Origin of the sequence: Micromonospora sediminicola (assembly GCF_900089585.1) — a bacterium.
In the GTDB taxonomy this organism is placed as follows: Bacteria; Actinomycetota; Actinomycetes; order Mycobacteriales; family Micromonosporaceae; genus Micromonospora; species Micromonospora sediminicola.
In genome coordinates, this window is record NZ_FLRH01000003.1 from 2,374,361 (window position 1) to 2,389,594 (window position 15,234).

At 76.1% G+C, this 15,234-nt stretch carries 12 protein-coding genes; 8 read left to right on the plus strand and 4 right to left on the minus strand.

All coding sequences use genetic code 11. The annotated features are described in order from the left end of the window. Nucleotides 1-216: 216 nt before the first annotated feature. Together GA0070622_RS11755 and GA0070622_RS11760 are read left to right on the plus strand one after the other, a co-directional pair. Nucleotides 217-798, plus strand: coding sequence for a TetR/AcrR family transcriptional regulator (locus GA0070622_RS11755; RefSeq protein ID WP_176710451.1), 582 nt, complete (start codon nt 217-219; stop codon nt 796-798). Between the two features lie 121 nt (nt 799-919). Next, nucleotides 920-1,348 (plus strand): hypothetical protein, encoded by a 429-nt coding sequence (locus tag GA0070622_RS11760; RefSeq protein WP_091573336.1) that lies wholly within the window; start codon nt 920-922, stop codon nt 1,346-1,348. 101 nt (nt 1,349-1,449) lie between these two features. Here the strand turns inward: GA0070622_RS11760 and GA0070622_RS11765 are convergent, their stop codons facing one another. After that, nucleotides 1,450-2,862 carry an alkaline phosphatase PhoX gene (locus tag GA0070622_RS11765; RefSeq protein WP_091573337.1) on the minus strand — a complete coding sequence of 471 codons (1,413 nt, stop codon included), beginning with the start codon at nt 2,860-2,862 and terminating at the stop codon, nt 1,450-1,452. 184 nt (nt 2,863-3,046) lie between these two features. Between GA0070622_RS11765 and GA0070622_RS11770 the strand changes: the two genes are divergently transcribed. From GA0070622_RS11770 to GA0070622_RS11785, 4 genes are all read left to right on the plus strand, one after another. Next, a complete protein-coding gene (locus GA0070622_RS11770) occupies nt 3,047-5,563 on the plus strand; it encodes an FtsK/SpoIIIE domain-containing protein (protein ID WP_091573338.1) in 2,517 nt (838 codons plus the stop codon). Continuing rightward, nucleotides 5,560-6,345 (plus strand): hypothetical protein, encoded by a 786-nt coding sequence (locus tag GA0070622_RS11775; RefSeq protein WP_091573339.1) that lies wholly within the window; start codon nt 5,560-5,562, stop codon nt 6,343-6,345. Before GA0070622_RS11770 ends, GA0070622_RS11775 begins: the two co-directional genes overlap by 4 nt. A gap of 161 nt (nt 6,346-6,506) precedes the next feature. Then, complete coding sequence (locus GA0070622_RS11780; RefSeq protein WP_091573340.1) at nt 6,507-6,770, plus strand: DUF6244 family protein; 264 nt, start codon at nt 6,507-6,509, stop codon at nt 6,768-6,770. Nucleotides 6,771-6,937: 167 nt separating this feature from the next. Next, nucleotides 6,938-7,750 (plus strand): lipase family alpha/beta hydrolase, encoded by an 813-nt coding sequence (locus GA0070622_RS11785; protein ID WP_091573341.1) that lies wholly within the window; start codon nt 6,938-6,940, stop codon nt 7,748-7,750. Nucleotides 7,751-7,792: 42 nt separating this feature from the next. On the opposite strand, the gene GA0070622_RS11790 is transcribed toward GA0070622_RS11785, so the two are convergent. The 3 genes from GA0070622_RS11790 to GA0070622_RS11800 form a co-directional block, all read right to left on the minus strand. Then, complete coding sequence (locus tag GA0070622_RS11790) at nt 7,793-9,385, minus strand: GMC family oxidoreductase (protein WP_091573342.1); 1,593 nt, start codon at nt 9,383-9,385, stop codon at nt 7,793-7,795. 71 nt (nt 9,386-9,456) lie between these two features. Beyond that, nucleotides 9,457-10,323 carry an aldo/keto reductase gene (locus GA0070622_RS11795; RefSeq protein ID WP_091573343.1) on the minus strand — a complete coding sequence of 289 codons (867 nt, stop codon included), beginning with the start codon at nt 10,321-10,323 and terminating at the stop codon, nt 9,457-9,459. 85 nt (nt 10,324-10,408) lie between these two features. Then, nucleotides 10,409-12,955 carry a SpoIIE family protein phosphatase gene (locus GA0070622_RS11800; RefSeq protein ID WP_091573344.1) on the minus strand — a complete coding sequence of 849 codons (2,547 nt, stop codon included), beginning with the start codon at nt 12,953-12,955 and terminating at the stop codon, nt 10,409-10,411. Between the two features lie 218 nt (nt 12,956-13,173). Here GA0070622_RS11800 and GA0070622_RS11805 point away from each other — a divergent pair, with 218 nt between their 5' ends. Together GA0070622_RS11805 and GA0070622_RS11810 are read left to right on the plus strand one after the other, a co-directional pair. Beyond that, nucleotides 13,174-13,539 carry a YciI family protein gene (locus tag GA0070622_RS11805; protein ID WP_091573345.1) on the plus strand — a complete coding sequence of 122 codons (366 nt, stop codon included), beginning with the start codon at nt 13,174-13,176 and terminating at the stop codon, nt 13,537-13,539. 120 nt (nt 13,540-13,659) lie between these two features. Further along, nucleotides 13,660-15,087 carry an FAD-binding oxidoreductase gene (locus GA0070622_RS11810; RefSeq protein WP_091573346.1) on the plus strand — a complete coding sequence of 476 codons (1,428 nt, stop codon included), beginning with the start codon at nt 13,660-13,662 and terminating at the stop codon, nt 15,085-15,087. The last annotated feature ends 147 nt before the right edge of the window (nt 15,088-15,234 follow it).

Consider the following 15,234-nt stretch of genomic DNA (forward strand, 5'->3'; position numbering starts at 1 on the left):
TCGCGCGGGTGGGGCGGCGGTGGCGGCCGGGTCGTCGCGGGTGGTCAGCGAACAGCGGGCATGGCGGGACCTCCTGGGGTCCGGGGTCGGTTTCGGTCACCCACGCCGGCCGGACGCGGCCGGGAAGTCCGGAGTACGCTATCCGGAGGGGTGCCTCCACCAACGTAGCGGAGGGATGCCTCCGGTTGCAAGCGGGAGGGAGAGGTGACGCGCGTCATGACCAGCGCCGACCAGCGGGACGAGGTCTTCGCGCGCCGCCCGAAGCGGGCCGACGCCCGGCGCAACTACGACGCGCTGATCGCCGCCGCCCGCGAGGTGTTCGGCGAGTGCGGCGCGGGGGCTTCGCTGGAGGAGATCGCCCGCCGGGCGGGCGTGGGCATCGGCACGCTCTACCGCAACTTCCCCGGCCGGCGGGACCTGTTCGAGGCGGTCTACGTCGAGGAGGTGCGGGCGCTCAGCGCCTCCGCCGCCGACCTGGCCGACCTCGCCCCGTGGGACGCCCTGGTCGGCTGGCTGCACCGGTTCGTCGCCTACGTGGCCACCAAGCGAGCCCTGGCCGAGGAGTTGGTGCACGACTCCGAGGTGTTCCGCAGCTGCCGCACCGAGATCTACGCCGCCGGCGAGCCGCTGCTGCGCCGCGCCCAGGCCGCCGGAGCCGCCCGGCCGGACGCCGACTTCGACGACGTGGTGCGGCTGATCAGCGGGCTCGCGGCGTACCAGTTCCCGGACCCGGCGCAGCGCGACCGGGTGCTCGCCATCGCCCTGGACGGCCTGCGCCCACCGGCGACACCCGCCTGAGCCGCAGAGCAGGGCGAACGACCAGCGTCCCGGGTCGCGGTCGCGCGGACGCTGCGAGATCGTAAAAGGTGAGGGCCCTCCCGAGGGCCGTTTCCTTCCAGGGTCTACGTGGGGAGTCGGGATGACGCGGAGCGGCGGGGAGCTGGGCGGGTTCCACATCGGACATCTCCCGGCCGAGGTCGGGGAGCAGGTGTCGGACTTCGCCACCGAGTGGGAGGACGTCCGCTTCGCCACCCGCGTCTGGGAGCGCCAGGTCGAGGACGGCTACCGGGTCGACCTGCGTGTGCACGTGCTGCGGGGCGACCGACTCACCGACCTGGGCGCGGTCCGCGACTTCCTCGCCGACTACCACGAGCGCGACACCGCCACCTGGGAGCTTGTCGACTTCGCCCACCCCGACGGCCCGGCCCTGGCCGGCGACACCGAAGCGTTCTGGCTCGTCGAGCCCGGGGTGGCGGTCGACGTCCTGGCCGACCCGCGAGCGGCGGACCCCACCACGCTCCGCGCGATCGCCGAGAACGTCACCCGGACACCCGCCGGCACCCGCTAGCTCCCGCCGATCTTGCACTTCGGGTCGACAAGACGCGGCTCATGCGCCGTTTGCCGGGGCAGCAAGTGCAAGATCGACGAGAGTCGGCGGGAGAGGCGAGGTCAGGGGTGGGCGTTGCTGGGGCGGCGCCACGGGCCGGTGATCGCGAAGACGTAGCCGGGGGACTGGATGTTCGCGTAGAGGATCGTGCCGTCCGCGCTGAACGTCGGGCCGGTGAACTCGCTGTCGTTCAGCTCGTTGCGCGCCAGCGGATACGCCTTGCCCTGCTCGGTGACGCCGACCAGGTGCGACACGCCCTCGCCGTCCTCGGCCAGGATCACCCCGCCGTACGGGGAGACGGTGATGTTGTCCGGCCCGTCGTAGTTGCCGTGGTCCGCCTCCGGGTCGGTGTTCACCCCGAAGATGGTCTTCAGCGTGACGGTCTGCCGCCGCGGGTCGTAGAACCAGACCTGGCCGTCGTGCTCGTTGACGCTGCCGTCGCTGCGCCGGGCGTAGCTGGCCACGAAGTACGCGCCGCCGTCGCCCCACCAGGCGCCCTCCAGCTTGCGGCTGCGGGTCACCTCGGCGTCGGTGAACTGCTTGCGCACCGACACGGTACGGGCGTCCCGGTCCGGCACCTCGACCCACTCCACCCGGTACCGGGTGCCCGGCGTGGTGGCCTCGGACAGGTCCGCCACGTGCCCGTCGCCGCGCAGGCAGCGCATCGCCGCCAGGCTGCCGGCGGTGGCGCCGTCCGGCCGCTGGGCGAGCGCCCGCAGCGCGCCCTTGCCACCCCGGAAACCGGGCGGCGGCGTCCACCGGAAGTAGAGGCCGTTCGGGCCGCTCGCGTCCTCGGTCAGGTAGATCGAGTGGGTGTACGGGTCGACCGCCACCGCCTCGTGCGCGTAGCGGCCGAGGAACCGCAGCGCCACCGGGTCCTGGTTGGCCGACCGGTCGTGCGGGTCGACCTCGAAGACGTACCCGTGGTCCTTGAGGAACTGACCGCCGGCCCGCTGCTCGGTCTCCTCGCAGGTCAGCCACGTGCCCCACGGAGTGATGCCACCGGCGCAGTTGTTGTGCGTGCCGGCCACGCTGACGTACTCGCGCAGCCGCCGGCCGTGCCGGTCCACCTCGATGGTGGTGGTGCCGCCGCGCGCGCCGGGGTCGTAGGTGAGGCCGGGCAGCGCCGGCACCGGGTACGGCTCGTCGCCGCCGATCTCGTGGTTGTTCACCAGCACCGATCCGCGCGGGCCGCGGAAGCAGCCGGTGCCGTCGGCGTCGCTCGGGGTCGGCTGCCCCGACTCCAGCAACGTCACCCCCGCCTGCGCGACGACGGTGTAGGAGAAGCCGGGCGGCAGGGCCAGCAGGCCGGCCGGGTCCGGCACCAGGTCGCCGTAGCCGACCGCTGGTCGGCACGCGGCCCGGGCCGCCGCCGGGCCGGCGATGGCGTCCAGGCTGCCGGCCACCACGATGCCGAGTCCACCGGCCGCGCTGCCGCGCAGCAGGGACCGCCGGGAGAGGGGAGAGGAGGTCACGTCGTCGCCTTCCTGTGCACACGGGTTGCACTGGCAGGCAATCCGCGCCGGGGGAACGGCGGGCGGCGCGGCCGTGCGACCCGGGGTGAACAGTGGACGAACCTCGGGTGCCGAGCGTCCCGTGCCGGTGCGGCGCGCGTCCGTTAGGGTTCCTTCGATCGCAGACGGCGTCGGAGGGCGGACGGTGGGCAGGCTCGCGGCGGCGTACCGGCAGGCGGTCGACCGACACCGGCAGGCGCTGCGCCACTGGGAGGTGGCCCGGCGGATGCTCGGCGCCGCCGGCCCGGCGCCCGTCGGCAGCCCCGCGCTGGTCGCGCGGCTGGCCCGGCTGGGCGGGGAGATGGCCGCCGCGGTGCCCGGCACCGCCCGCGTCGCCACCCACCCCGTCCCGGTACGCCTCGGCGAGGCCCGGACGGTCGACGGCGCGTTCCCGGTCCTCGTGCCGGTGGGGGCCGGCGCCCACCTCGCGGTCGACGCGGATGCCCGCGACCCGCGCGTCGGCGAGCTGCTGCGCGCGGTGGTGGTGCGGCTGCTCACCGCCGCCCCGGCCGGCGCGGTCCGGGTGGTCGGCATCGACCAGGCCGCCTTCGGCGCGGCCTTCCTGCCCCTGCGCCCGCTGCACGACGTCGGCGTGCTCGGCCCGGCGGCGACCACCGAGGCGGAGACGACCGCGCTGCTGGAGGCGGCGGAACGGCACGCCCGCGCCGCCCAGCGCAGCGCACCGGAGGACCGTGAGCTGCTGGTGGTGGTCGCCGCGTCCGCGCCCGCGCCCCGGGAACTGGCCCGGCTGGCCGCGCTGACCCACGCCGGCCCGGCCGCGGCCGTGTGCGTGCTGCTGGCCGGGCACCCGCCGGCCGGAGTGACCACGGCGCCGCCGCTGGGCGCCACCACCCAGCTGCGGCTCACCGAGCGCTACACCCTCGTGGGCGATCCGCCCGGGCGACCGTTCAGCACCGACGGCACTGGACTGGCCGCGCCGGTGGTGCTCGACGGCGACCCGTCGCACGCCGCGGTGACCGCGCTGGCCCGCCGCTACGCCGAGGCGGTCGACCAGGACGTCGTCACGTTCGCCGACCTGCTCCCGGCGGAGCGCTGGACGTTCTCCGCCGCCACCGGCCTGCGGACCACGCTCGGCCGCGCCGGCCGTCGGCCGCTGGCCGTCGCGTTCGACGACGCCACCCCGCACTGGCTGGTCGGCGGGCGCACCGGCGCCGGCAAGACGGTGCTGCTGCTCGACGTGCTCTACGGGCTGGCGGCCCGCTACTCCCCGGCCGAGCTGCGGCTGATGCTGCTCGACTTCAAGGAGGGGGTCAGCTTCACCGAGTTCGTGCCCACCGACCGCGACCCGTCCTGGCTGCCGCACGCCCGCGCGGTGGGCATCGAGTCCGACCGGGAGTACGGCGTCGCCGTGCTGCGCGAGCTGCGCGCCGAGCTGGGCCGCCGCGCCGACCTGCTCAAACGCCACGGGGTCAGCCGGCTCGCCGACCTGCCGCCGAACGCCCGGCCGCCCCGGATCGTCACCGTCGTCGACGAGTTCCACGTGCTGTTCGCCGGCAACGACGCGCTGGCCCGGCAGGCCGTCGACCTGATCGAGGAGCTGGCCCGCAAGGGCCGCTCGTACGGCCTGCACCTGGTGCTGGCCAGCCAGAGCACCACCGGCATCGAGGCGCTCTACGGCCGGGCCGAGGCCATCTTCGGTCAGTTCCCGCTGCGCGTCGCGCTGCCCGGCGGGGACGCCGTGCTGGACCCGCGCAACGACGCGGCGCGCGGGCTCACCGTCGGCACCGCCGTGGTGAACACCTCCGCCGGCGCGCCCGGCGCGGAGGTCGAGGTGCGGTTCCCCGACGCGCACGCCGCCTCGGCCGAGCTGGCGGCGCTGCGCCACGAGCTGCACGCGGCCCGACCCGACGGCTCCCACCCGCCGGCGGTCTTCCGTGGCCACGAGACGCCCCGGCTCACCGACGACCCCGCCTGGGCCGCGCTGGCACCCGGCGCCGACCCGCCGTACGCGCTGGTGGGCCGCGTCGTCGACGTCGCCGGCAGCGCCGCCGGGTTCGCCCTCGACGCGAGCCCGGGCCGGCACCTGGCGGTGGTGGGCACCGCCGCCGGCGGCGCGGACGTGCTCCGGTCGGCGGCCCTCTCGCTGGCCCGGCAGCACGCTCCCGGCAGCGCCCGGTTCCTGTTCGCCCCGCTGGCGCCGGGCACCACCGACGTCGCCGACGACCTGGCCATGACGCTGGCCGCGGCCGGCCACCCGGTACGCCGGCTGGACGTCGACGGGTTGCGCGCCCACCTCGCCGAGGCGGCCGGCGGCGAAGCCCCGACGGCGGGCCGCACCTACCTGGTCGGGTTCGGGATGGACGCCGCGGCCGGCGTGCTGGGCGCGACCGACCCGGGCACGTTCCGCTCCGGGTACGACGACCTGCGCGCGGTACTGCGCCACGGCCCGGCGCGCGGGGTGCACGTGCTCGGCTGGTGGCGCGGGCTGCGCCGGCTCGCCGACGACCTCGGCGGCAGCGGCCACCGCGACGACGTGACCGCCCTGGTCGCGCTGAACGTGCCGGCCGCCGACCTGGGCCTGCACCTCGGCACGCACGACCTCGCCTACACCCCACGGGATGGCCGCGCCCTGCTGGTCGACCGGCACGAGCACCGCACCGCCCTGATCGTGCCGTTCGCCGGCGAGAGCGAACAGCCGTGAGCGGGTTCGACGACTACGCGGCGCTGATCCGGGAGTTGTCCGGCCGGCAGCGCGGCGGGGAACGGGCGATCGCCGCCGAGGCGGAGCGCCGGCGCGGGCTGCAGACCGGGGTGGACACGCTCGGGCAGCGGCTCGCCGCGCAGGGGCAGCGCCTGGAGCAGTTCGGGCAGGCGATCGGGGTGCCGATGAGTGCGGTTCCGGCCGAGGTGCCGGCCCCGGCGGTGCCGGCCGGTGGCGTGCCGGCGGGGCCGCCGACGAGCCCCGGACCGGGGGACGGGGTGACCGGCGGCGCAGCCGCCGCGCCGGGGCGGGCGGAGGTCGGGGCGTATCCCGGGGGGAGCGTGCCGGAGCCGCGGGCCGGTGACCCGGCGACGGAGCTGGCGGCGGCCGGCCGCCTCGCCGACGAGGCCGACCGGCACGGGCAGGAGGCCGAGGCGCTGGCCCGGACGCCGGTGCTGCTGCCCACCTGGTCGGCGCCGGCACGGGCGGTGGCGGTGTACGGCGGCTGCGCGCTGGTCGGCTCGCTGCTCATGCTGGCCGCGCTGGTCGGCTCGCCGCTGCCGGTGTCCGGGATGGACCTGGTGGCGGCGCTGTCCTGCGCCGGCGTGCCGCTGATGTCCTTCGTGGCCGGTCAGCTCGTGCTGGCCCGGTGGGGCCGCCCGGTGATCGACGACGGGGCCGCCCCGGCCGGCCGCTACGTCCCGCTCGGCTTCGTGATCTGCGCCCTGGTCTCCCCGTCCCTGTTCTGCCTCTACCTCGTCCTGTTCCGCCTCCTCCGCTGACCCCTGCCCGCCCGCTTCGTCGATCTTGGAGTTGTGGCACCACAGAAAAGCCACGAAACCTCATTTCCTGGGCGCCATAACTCCAAGATCGACGAGCGTGGCGTGGTTGCGGCGGGCGGTAGGCTGCGCGGTAGTCGGGAGGGCGGGAGCGGGGAGGGCTTGTGAGCGCGGCGGAGATCATCGCGAGGCTGGCGGCGGCGGCGCAGAAGCTGGACGAGGCCAAGGCGCGCACCGCGGCCGCCGCCCAGGACGCGGCGGAGGCGCGGGCGCTGGTGGCCGGCGCGCTGGAGGGGGCCACGGCCGGCCCGCTGATCGGGGTCATCGACGCCTACCGGCAGGCGTTGGCGCAGGCGGCGCAGGGCGGGGAGCCGGCGCGGCAGCACGTGCAGGAGACGATCGCGAAGGTCCAGGCGCTGGGCAACTGAACCGCCCGGCATGCCGGTTTGCGCGGAGGGCGCGACAACTGGTTACCGGCGCGTAACTTTCCATTGACGTGTGTGAAATCGGACACGCATCATCGTTCCCACGATCGATCGGATCCCACCCGTCCCTCCCGGGTCTCCCGGGTGCCTCCCCACCGGAGGTGCAGCCCATGCTGCTCCGAACGATCCTGGCCGCCACCACCGCCGCCACCGCCCTGCTCCTGCCGGCCACCGCCGCGCACGCCGCAGCCGAACCCACCACCCCGCCGGCCACGGTGTCCACCGTGGACACCGTCACCGCCGCCGACCGGGCCGCCGCCGCGGCGGCCGACCCGGTCGTCGTGGTCGGCGGCCTGATCGGAATCTCCATCGCCTACGAGCCGATCGCCGCCCGGCTGCGGGCCGACGGCTACCGGGTCTCCATCTACCAACTGCCGAACCTCGGCTTCGGCGACATCCGCGAGTCCGCCCGGGCGCTGTCGTCCTACGTGGACCAGGTCCGTGCCGCCACCGGCGCGAGCCGGGTCGACCTGGTCACCCACTCCGAGGGTGGCCTGGTCAGCCGCTGGTACGTCAAGTTCCTCGGCGGCTCCGCCAAGGTCGACCAGTACGTCAGCCTGGGCAGCCCGCAGTACGGCACCTACGTCGCCAACATCGTCAACTTCCTGGGGCTGGGCAGCTGTGCCGGCATCGTCGCCTGCCAGCAGATGACCATCGGGTCGAGCTTCCTCGCCGACCTCAACGCCGGTGACGACACGCCGGGCCCGGTCCGCTGGACCACGGTGCGCACCTGGCAGGACGAACTGGTCCGGCCGGTCGACAACGCGGCGCTCGCCGACGGCGCGACCAACATCCTGGTGCAGGCGTGGTGCCCGCTGCGGGTCGTCGGGCACCTCGGCCTGGTCCTGGACGGCACCACCTACACGGCGGTGCGCCAGACGTTGGCCGACGCGCAGATCCGGCCGAACTGCTTCGCCGTCTGACCCGTTCCGGGCCCGCCGACGGGCGGGCCCGGAACGGAACGCTCACCCCCGGTCGCGACCGAGGATCAGGTCGGACGCCCGCCAGGCCAGTGCGGTCACCGGGGCGCTGGTCCAGCCCGCCACCATCACCGGCAGCACCGACGCGTCGACCACCCGTAGCCCGTCGACGCCGCGCACCCGCAGCCGCGGATCCACCACGTGGTCGTCGTCCGGGCCCATCGCGCAGGTGCCGATGGCGTGGTACCCGCAGTAGCCGTGCGCGACGGCCGCCTCGACGATCTCCTCGTCGGTCCGGGTGGCCGGCCCGGGCACCGTCTCCGCCCGGACCCGCCCGGCGATCGGCCCGGCGCCGAAGAACTCCCGCATCCGGCGGAACAGGTCGACCGCCACCCGCCGGTCGTGCACGGTGGCCAGGTAGTTCGCCACGATCGCCGGTGCGGTACGCGGGTCGGCGTCGGTGATCGCGAGGTGGCCCTCGCTGTCCGGCCGGGTCACCGTGCCCAGGCACATCACGCCGGGCTCCCGTTCCAGCTCCAGCGCCCGACCCGGACGCGGCGGGGCGGCGGAGAACGGCGCCATCAGCAGGTGGGCGTCCGGGCGGTCCAGCTCCGGTCGGGACTTCACGTGGGCCGCGACGTCGAGCACCGGCAGCGCGAGCGGGCCGCCCCGGGTGAGCAGCCAGCGCAGCGCCGCGCGGGCCTGCCCGAGCGGACTGCCGAGCCGGGCGTTGTAGCCGCCCGGCCCGGCGAGCCGGTACTGCATCGCCACGGACCGGTGCTCTCGCAGGCCGGCGCCCACCCGACGCCGGTCGAGCAGCACCGGCACGCCGGCCGCTCGCAGGGTGTCCGCCGGACCGATGCCGGAGACCTGCAACAGCTGCGGGGTGGCCAGTGCCCCCGCGGCGAGGATCACCTCGCCGGCCGCCCGGTGCTCGACCTCCCGGCCCCGGTGCGCGACCCGTACGCCGACCGCCCGGCCGCCCTCGACCAGCACGCGCAGCACGACCGCCTCGACCACGACGGTCAGGTTGGGCCGGCTGCGGCACGGGTGCAGGAACGCGTCGGCGGCGCTGACCCGGCGTCCGCGGTGGATGGTGGCGGTCGGGTAGCCGATCCGCTCGTCGTCGTCGGCGTCCAGGTCGTCCACCCGGCGCCAGCCCAGCCCGACGCCGGTCGCCACCATCTCCTCGGCGAGCGGGTCGGTGCCGGTGGCGACGGAGAGCCGCACCGGACCGCCGACGCCCCGGTGCGGTGCCGGGCCCAGCGGGTGGTCCTCCAGCCGCTGGAACACCTGCCGCATCGTGGACCAGCCCCAACCCAGCGGCGCCAGCGCGTCCCAGTCCCGGGCCGCGCCCCGGCTCCAGATCATCCCGTTGACCGAGGTCGAGCCGCCGATCATCCGGCCGCGCTGCCAGGTCTCCCGCCGGTCGGGCCCGATCGTCGCCGGGTAGTGCCAGGCGGTGCGCGGGTCGTCCATCAACCGGGAGAACGCCTTCGGCACGCGGACGAACGGGCTGCGGTCCCAGCCGCCCGCCTCCAGCAGCAGCACCCGGGTGCCCGGGTCCTCGGAGAGCCGGTTGGCCAGCACGCATCCCGCCGCACCGGCGCCCACGACGACGTAGTCGAACTCGTCCACAGCGGACCCCCACTCGTGAGAATCCTTCTGACGGTAGTTGTTCGATCACGCGCCGCAAAGGGCCGACCGGCTCAGGCCGCGTGCGCCAACGCCTCGAACTCGTCGTCGCTCAGCTCCACCTCGGCCGCCGCCACGTTCTCCTCCAGGTGCGCCACCGACGACGTACCCGGAATGGGCAGCATGACCGGCGAGCGCCGCAACAGCCAGGCCAGGGCGAGCTGCGCGGGGCTGGCCCCGTGGCTGGTCGAGATCGCGTCCAGCGGGCCACCGGGGCGGGCCAGGTTGCCGGTGGCGATCGGGAACCACGGGATGAACGCCAGGTCGTTGCGCTCGCAGTGGGTCAACACGTCCTCGGCGCTGCGGTCGGCCAGGTTGTAGAGGTTCTGCACCGACACGATCGGGGTGATCGCCCGGGCCTGCTCGATCTGCTCGACGCTCACCTCGGAGAGCCCGATGTGCCGGATCTTGCCCTCCTGCTTGAGCAGCGCCAGCTCACCGAGCTGGTCGGCCAGCGGCACCTTCTCGTCGATCCGGTGCAGCTGGTAGAGCGGGATGCAGTCCAGCCCCAGGTGACGCAGGCTCAGCTCGCACTGCTGGCGCAGGTACTCCGGGCGCCCCACCGGCCGCCAGTCGCCCGGACCGGAGCGGGTCAGCCCGGCCTTCGTCGCGACCACCAGGTCCTCGGCGTACGGGTGCAGCGCCTCCCGGATCAGCATCTCGCTGACGAACGGCCCGTACGAGTCCGCGGTGTCGATGAACGTCACGCCCCGCTCGTACGCGCGGCGCAGCACCCGCACCGCCTCGGCCGGGTCCTTCGGGTCGCCCCAGACGCCCGGGCCGGTGAGCTGCATAGCCCCGTAGCCGAGGCGGTCGACCCGCAGGTCACCGCCGATCCGGTAGCTGCCCGACGCCTTCGCCGGCTGGGTGCTGGTGGCCATCACGGTCCTCCTGTGTCGCGCGGTCGGCGGGCGGTCACGTCGCCCGACCGTTCGACATTCCCCGAAACGGCCCGCCGATGCCCGCTCAGCCGAGGTGCCGCAGCACCACCAGCGCCTGGTCGTCCTCGGAGCCGGCCAGGTCGCGCAGCAACGCGTCCGCGATCGCCTCCGCCGGCTCGTCGCGCACCGCGACCAGCGCCCGGTGCAGCGCCGCGACGCCCTCGTCGTACGGCCGGCCGCGCCGCTCCACCAGCCCGTCCGTGTACGCCACCAGCAGGTCGCCGGGGCCGAACGGGATCGTGGTGGCGGTCATCGGTCGGTCGACCATGCCCAGCGGCATCGCGTTCTCGGTGTGCACGGTGCGCGGCGGCGCGCCGGCGGGCAGCACCACCGGGTGCGGGTGGCCGGCGCGGGCCACCCGCGCGGTGCGGGCCCGCGGGTCGACCACCACGACCAGGCAGGTGCCGAGGAAGCCGACGCCGAGCAGTTCGGTGAGCCGCAGGAACACCTCCTCCAGCGGCACGCCCAGCCGGATCAGCGTGTTCAGCATGGTGCGCAGCTGCGCCATGTCGGCCGCGGCCTCCACCTGGTGCCCGACCACGTCGCCGAGCACCACGGCCAGCCGGTCGCCCTCCTGGCGGACCAGGTCGTACCAGTCGCCGCCCAGGTGCAGGCCGCTCATCGCGGGCCGGTAGCGGGTGGCCACCTCCAGGCCGCGCGGGGTGGTCAGCGACGAGCTGCGCAGCCGGCCGGCCAGGCGGGTCACCAGGTTGTGCTCGGCGGCGGCCAGCCGGACCCGCTCCAGCGTCTGCTCGCACAGGTCGGCGACGGTGTCCAGCAACGCCAGGTCGCTGTCGCGCAGCGGCCGTTCCCGTCGCCAGCCGAAGCCCAGCGCGGCGATCGGGCGGCGACCGGCGCCGAACAGCGGCAGCGCCACGGTGGTGACCAGGCCGTGCCCGCCGACCGGGTCGGGCAGCCCGGGGAACCGGGCGGTGAAGTCGGCCCGGTCGCGCAGCACGATGCGCTCCCCGTCGCGCAGCGCGCGCACGATCGGGCGCGGATCGTCGACGGTCAGGTCGCGGAACGTGGCGGCCAGCGTGCCCGGCACGTCGCCGTGGTGCCAGAGCCGGACCCGGCGGCCCTCGTCCCGCATGGCCAGCCCGGGCAGCTCCGCCCCGAGCGCCGTGGTGGCGGCGTCGAGGATCACCTCGATCGCCTCGGCGGTGGAGCGGGTCACGCTGAGCCGGGCGGCGAAGCCGGCCATCGCCTGCGCCGACCCGGTCAGCTCGGCCCGTTGCAGCGCCTGGCTGCTCAACCCGGCCACCGCGTCGAGCAGGTTCCGCAGCGCCTCGTCCTCGGCGACCGGCCCGGCCCAGCGCACCTCCAGGGCGCCCAGCGCGGCACCGTCGCCGTAGCGCAGCGGCAGGCACAGCCCGGTGGTCCGGCCGTCGACGCCGGTCAGCGGCAGCGCCGCGTTGTCGCGTACCGCGCGGGCCAGCGGGGCCTCGGCGTCCACCGGCACCCGCTCGGCGGGGACGTCGCCGCCGGCCACGTCGAGCACGGTACGGCCGGGCCGGGCGAGCGCCACCCGCAGCGCGACCGCGTCCACCACGGCCGGCCCGACCGTGGTCACCACCTCCACGATGGCCTCGTGGCCACGCGCCGAGCTGAGCGCCCCGGCGAGCCGGGCCAGCGCCTCGGCCCGGCGCAGCGCCCGCTGCCGGTCGCTGACGTCGCGCGCCACGGTGGCCACGAACGCGGTGCCGTCCCGCCCGTCGCCGGTGGCGACGGTGAACGTCTGGTGGTCGACGTCGATCGCCTCGCCGGTGTCCCGGCGCACCAGGCGGCTCTCCGCCCGGTGGTGCCCCTCGCGCAACGCGGTCGGGATGAGCTCGGCGCGCCACAGCTCCCGCGCGTCCGGGGCGGCGAAGTCGACCAGGCCCAGCCCGTCCACCCGCTCCCGGTCACCGAGCCCGACCAGCGCCCGTCCGGCCGGGTTGACGTAGACGGTCCGACCGTCCGGCGTGGCCACCGCGATGAAGTCGCCGGAGCGTTCCACCAGCGCCTGGAACAGCCGCAGCTCGGCCGGCGCGGCGCCGTCCGCCGCCCGCCTCGCCCGGGCCAGCGCCAGCGCCGTGCCGACCTGCCCGGCGACCAGCTCGACGAAGGTGCGGTCGTCGGCGTCGACCGGGCCACCCGGAGCCAGCGCGGCGACCAGCACCCCGGCCGGGCGGTCGCCGTCGGGGTCGGGCACCGGCTGCACGGCGACCACCGGCGCGGTCGAGCCGTCGTCGGTGCGCGGCGGCAGCAGCCGGGGCATGCCGTCGGCCAGCACGGCGGCCACCGGCCACCCGTCCGCCGGCGCCGGCGGAACCTCGACCCCGTCCGTGGCGGCCGGTCGTGGAGCGTCCGGCCCGGCCAGGTGGAGCTGCACGAAGGGCAGCGCGGGAGTTCCGGCCAGCACCTTGACCGCCCGCCGGGCCACCTCGTCCGGGTCGCTCGCGTCGGCCAGCGCCGTGGCCAGCGCGGCGAGCAGCCGCAGCCGCTGGTCGCCGCGAACCGCGCCCGCGTCCCCGCCCGTGGCGGCGACGACGTCCGGCCACCGGGCGTCGTCCGGCGGGGTGCTGCTCACCGGGACCTCCGCTCGGCATCAGGCGTCCTCAGTTTCCGGAAACGTACCAGCGGCCCGAGGTGGATGGCGATCGTCGATCCGGTCCTCGGCGCGGCCCGGCTGGACGTACCTCCCAGCACGTCGGCAACCGGGCCGCCGGCGTACCCAGTTGCGCTGAGCCCGCCCGGGCCCCGGGGCCGGCGTGCGAGGCTGGGCGGGACGGTGGTCAGGAGGTGCGCATGGGGGCGACGCCACGGCTCGACTTCGCGCTGGACACGTACGAGTGCATCGTGCTCTACCCCGGTCCGTCCGGGCGGGCGCTGCCGGAGGAGACCGTGCAGCGGTTGCAGGCCGAGCACGTCCAGCACATGGGGGCGCTGCAGCGACGCGGCATCGTGCTGGTCGACGGCTCGGTGGACGGCCCGGCCCGGGAACCCGACCCGCCGATCGGCTTCGGCCTGGCCCGGACCGGTTCGGTGGACGACGTGCGCAGCGTCATGGAGGCCGATCCCGCGGTGCAGGCCGGGCTCTACCGGGTCGAGGTGCTCACCTTCCTCTGCCCCGCCGGCTCGCTGGAGTTCCCGCTGCTCAAGACCCAGAGCTGAGGGGCGCCGCGCACTGTCGCGCGGGCGACGGCGGCGGCGTCGCGGCGGTGCTACGGTCCGGCGCAGTGAGCCGCCCCGGCCCGTCCGGCGCCGCCGGCCCGGGTCGGTCGAGGAGCCGCCATGACCTCCGCCCCGGACCTGCCGCGCGCCACCGACCTGCTCCGCGAGCTGCTCGGCGACCGCCTGCTCACCCCGGCCGACGCCGGTTACCCCGACGCCGTGCGGCTGTGGAACGGCGCCCCGGTCGCCGCTCCCGCCCTGGTGGCCCGCGTCCGCGACGCCGGGGAGGTCGCGCACGCGGTTCGCGTCGCCGGGCGCTGCCACGTGCCGCTGTCGGTGCGCGCCGGCGGCCACGATTGGGCCGGCCGGGCCCTGCGCGACGGTGGCCTGGTCCTCGACCTCACCGCGCTGCGCCGGGTGGACCTCGACCCCGGGACCGGAGAGGTCACCGTGGGCGGCGGGGCGACGGCCGCCGACGTGCTCGCCGCCCTGCGACCGTACGACCGGGTCGTCGCCACCGGCGTGGTGCGTGCGGTCGGGCTGGCCGGGCTGACCCTGGCCGGCGGTTACGGCCCGCTCTGCGGCCGGTTCGGGTTGGCGCTGGACAACCTGCTCGGGGCCGAGGTGGTGCTCGCCGACGGCCGCCGGGTGACCGCCGACGCCACGCACGAGCCCGAGCTGTACTGGGCGCTGCGCGGCGGAGGCGGCAACTTCGGCGTGGTCACCGCGCTGCGCTACCGCACCCACCCGCTGGCCGCCGCACTCGCCGGCATGCTGCTGTTCCCGTTGGACCAGGCGACGGCGGTGCTGCGCGGCTACGGCGAGGAGGTGCGCCGGGCGCCGGACGAGTTGACCGTGATGGCCGGCTTCCTGCCCGGCCCGGCGGGGGAGCCGGTGGTCTTCCTCGCCCCGGTGTTCACCGGCGCCGACGAGGCGGCGGGACGGGCCGCGGTGGACCGGCTGCGGGCGCTCGGCACCCCGCTGGTCGACCAGGTCGCACCGCTGCCGTACGAGGACGTGCTGCGCATGTTCGACGGCGGGATGGCCGACGGCAACCACTACCTGCTGCGTACCCGGTGGTTGCCCCGGGTGGACGAGCCGGTGGTGGCCGCGCTGACCGCGGCGGCCGGCGCGGTCACCTCGCCGTTCTCCGCGATCGCGCTGCACCACTTCCACGGCGCGGCGGCCCGGGTGGGGGTGGGGGAGACCGCGTTCGGGCTGCGCGCCGACCACCTGCTCGCCGAGATCATCGCGGTCTGGGCGCCGGGCGACGACCCGGCGCCGCACCGGGCGTGGGCCGAACACACCAGCGCGGCCCTGGCCCCGCACGCGCTGCCCGGTGGCTACCCGAACCTGCTCGCGCCGGAGGAGACCGACCGGGTCCGGCTGGCCTACGGTCCGAACTGGGACCGGCTGCGCCGGGCCAAGCGCCGCTACGACCCCCGGGGCGTCTTCTCGGCCGTGCCCACGCTGCCGCCGGCCGGCCCGCCCGTGCCCCGCGTCGGACAGGGGCGACCGGATCCCCGGGAGCACCCGGCCGGACGGTGACGGCGAGCGGTACGATTTCCGCCGCGCGGTCGCCGATGCCCGCCACTCACGACGTCGCGGTGCGGTGCATCCACCGCCCGCCCGCGCGGGTTTCGCGCGTCGTTGGACAACTGTTCCACAGTCCGCAAGGGGTCGGCCGGCAGGTCG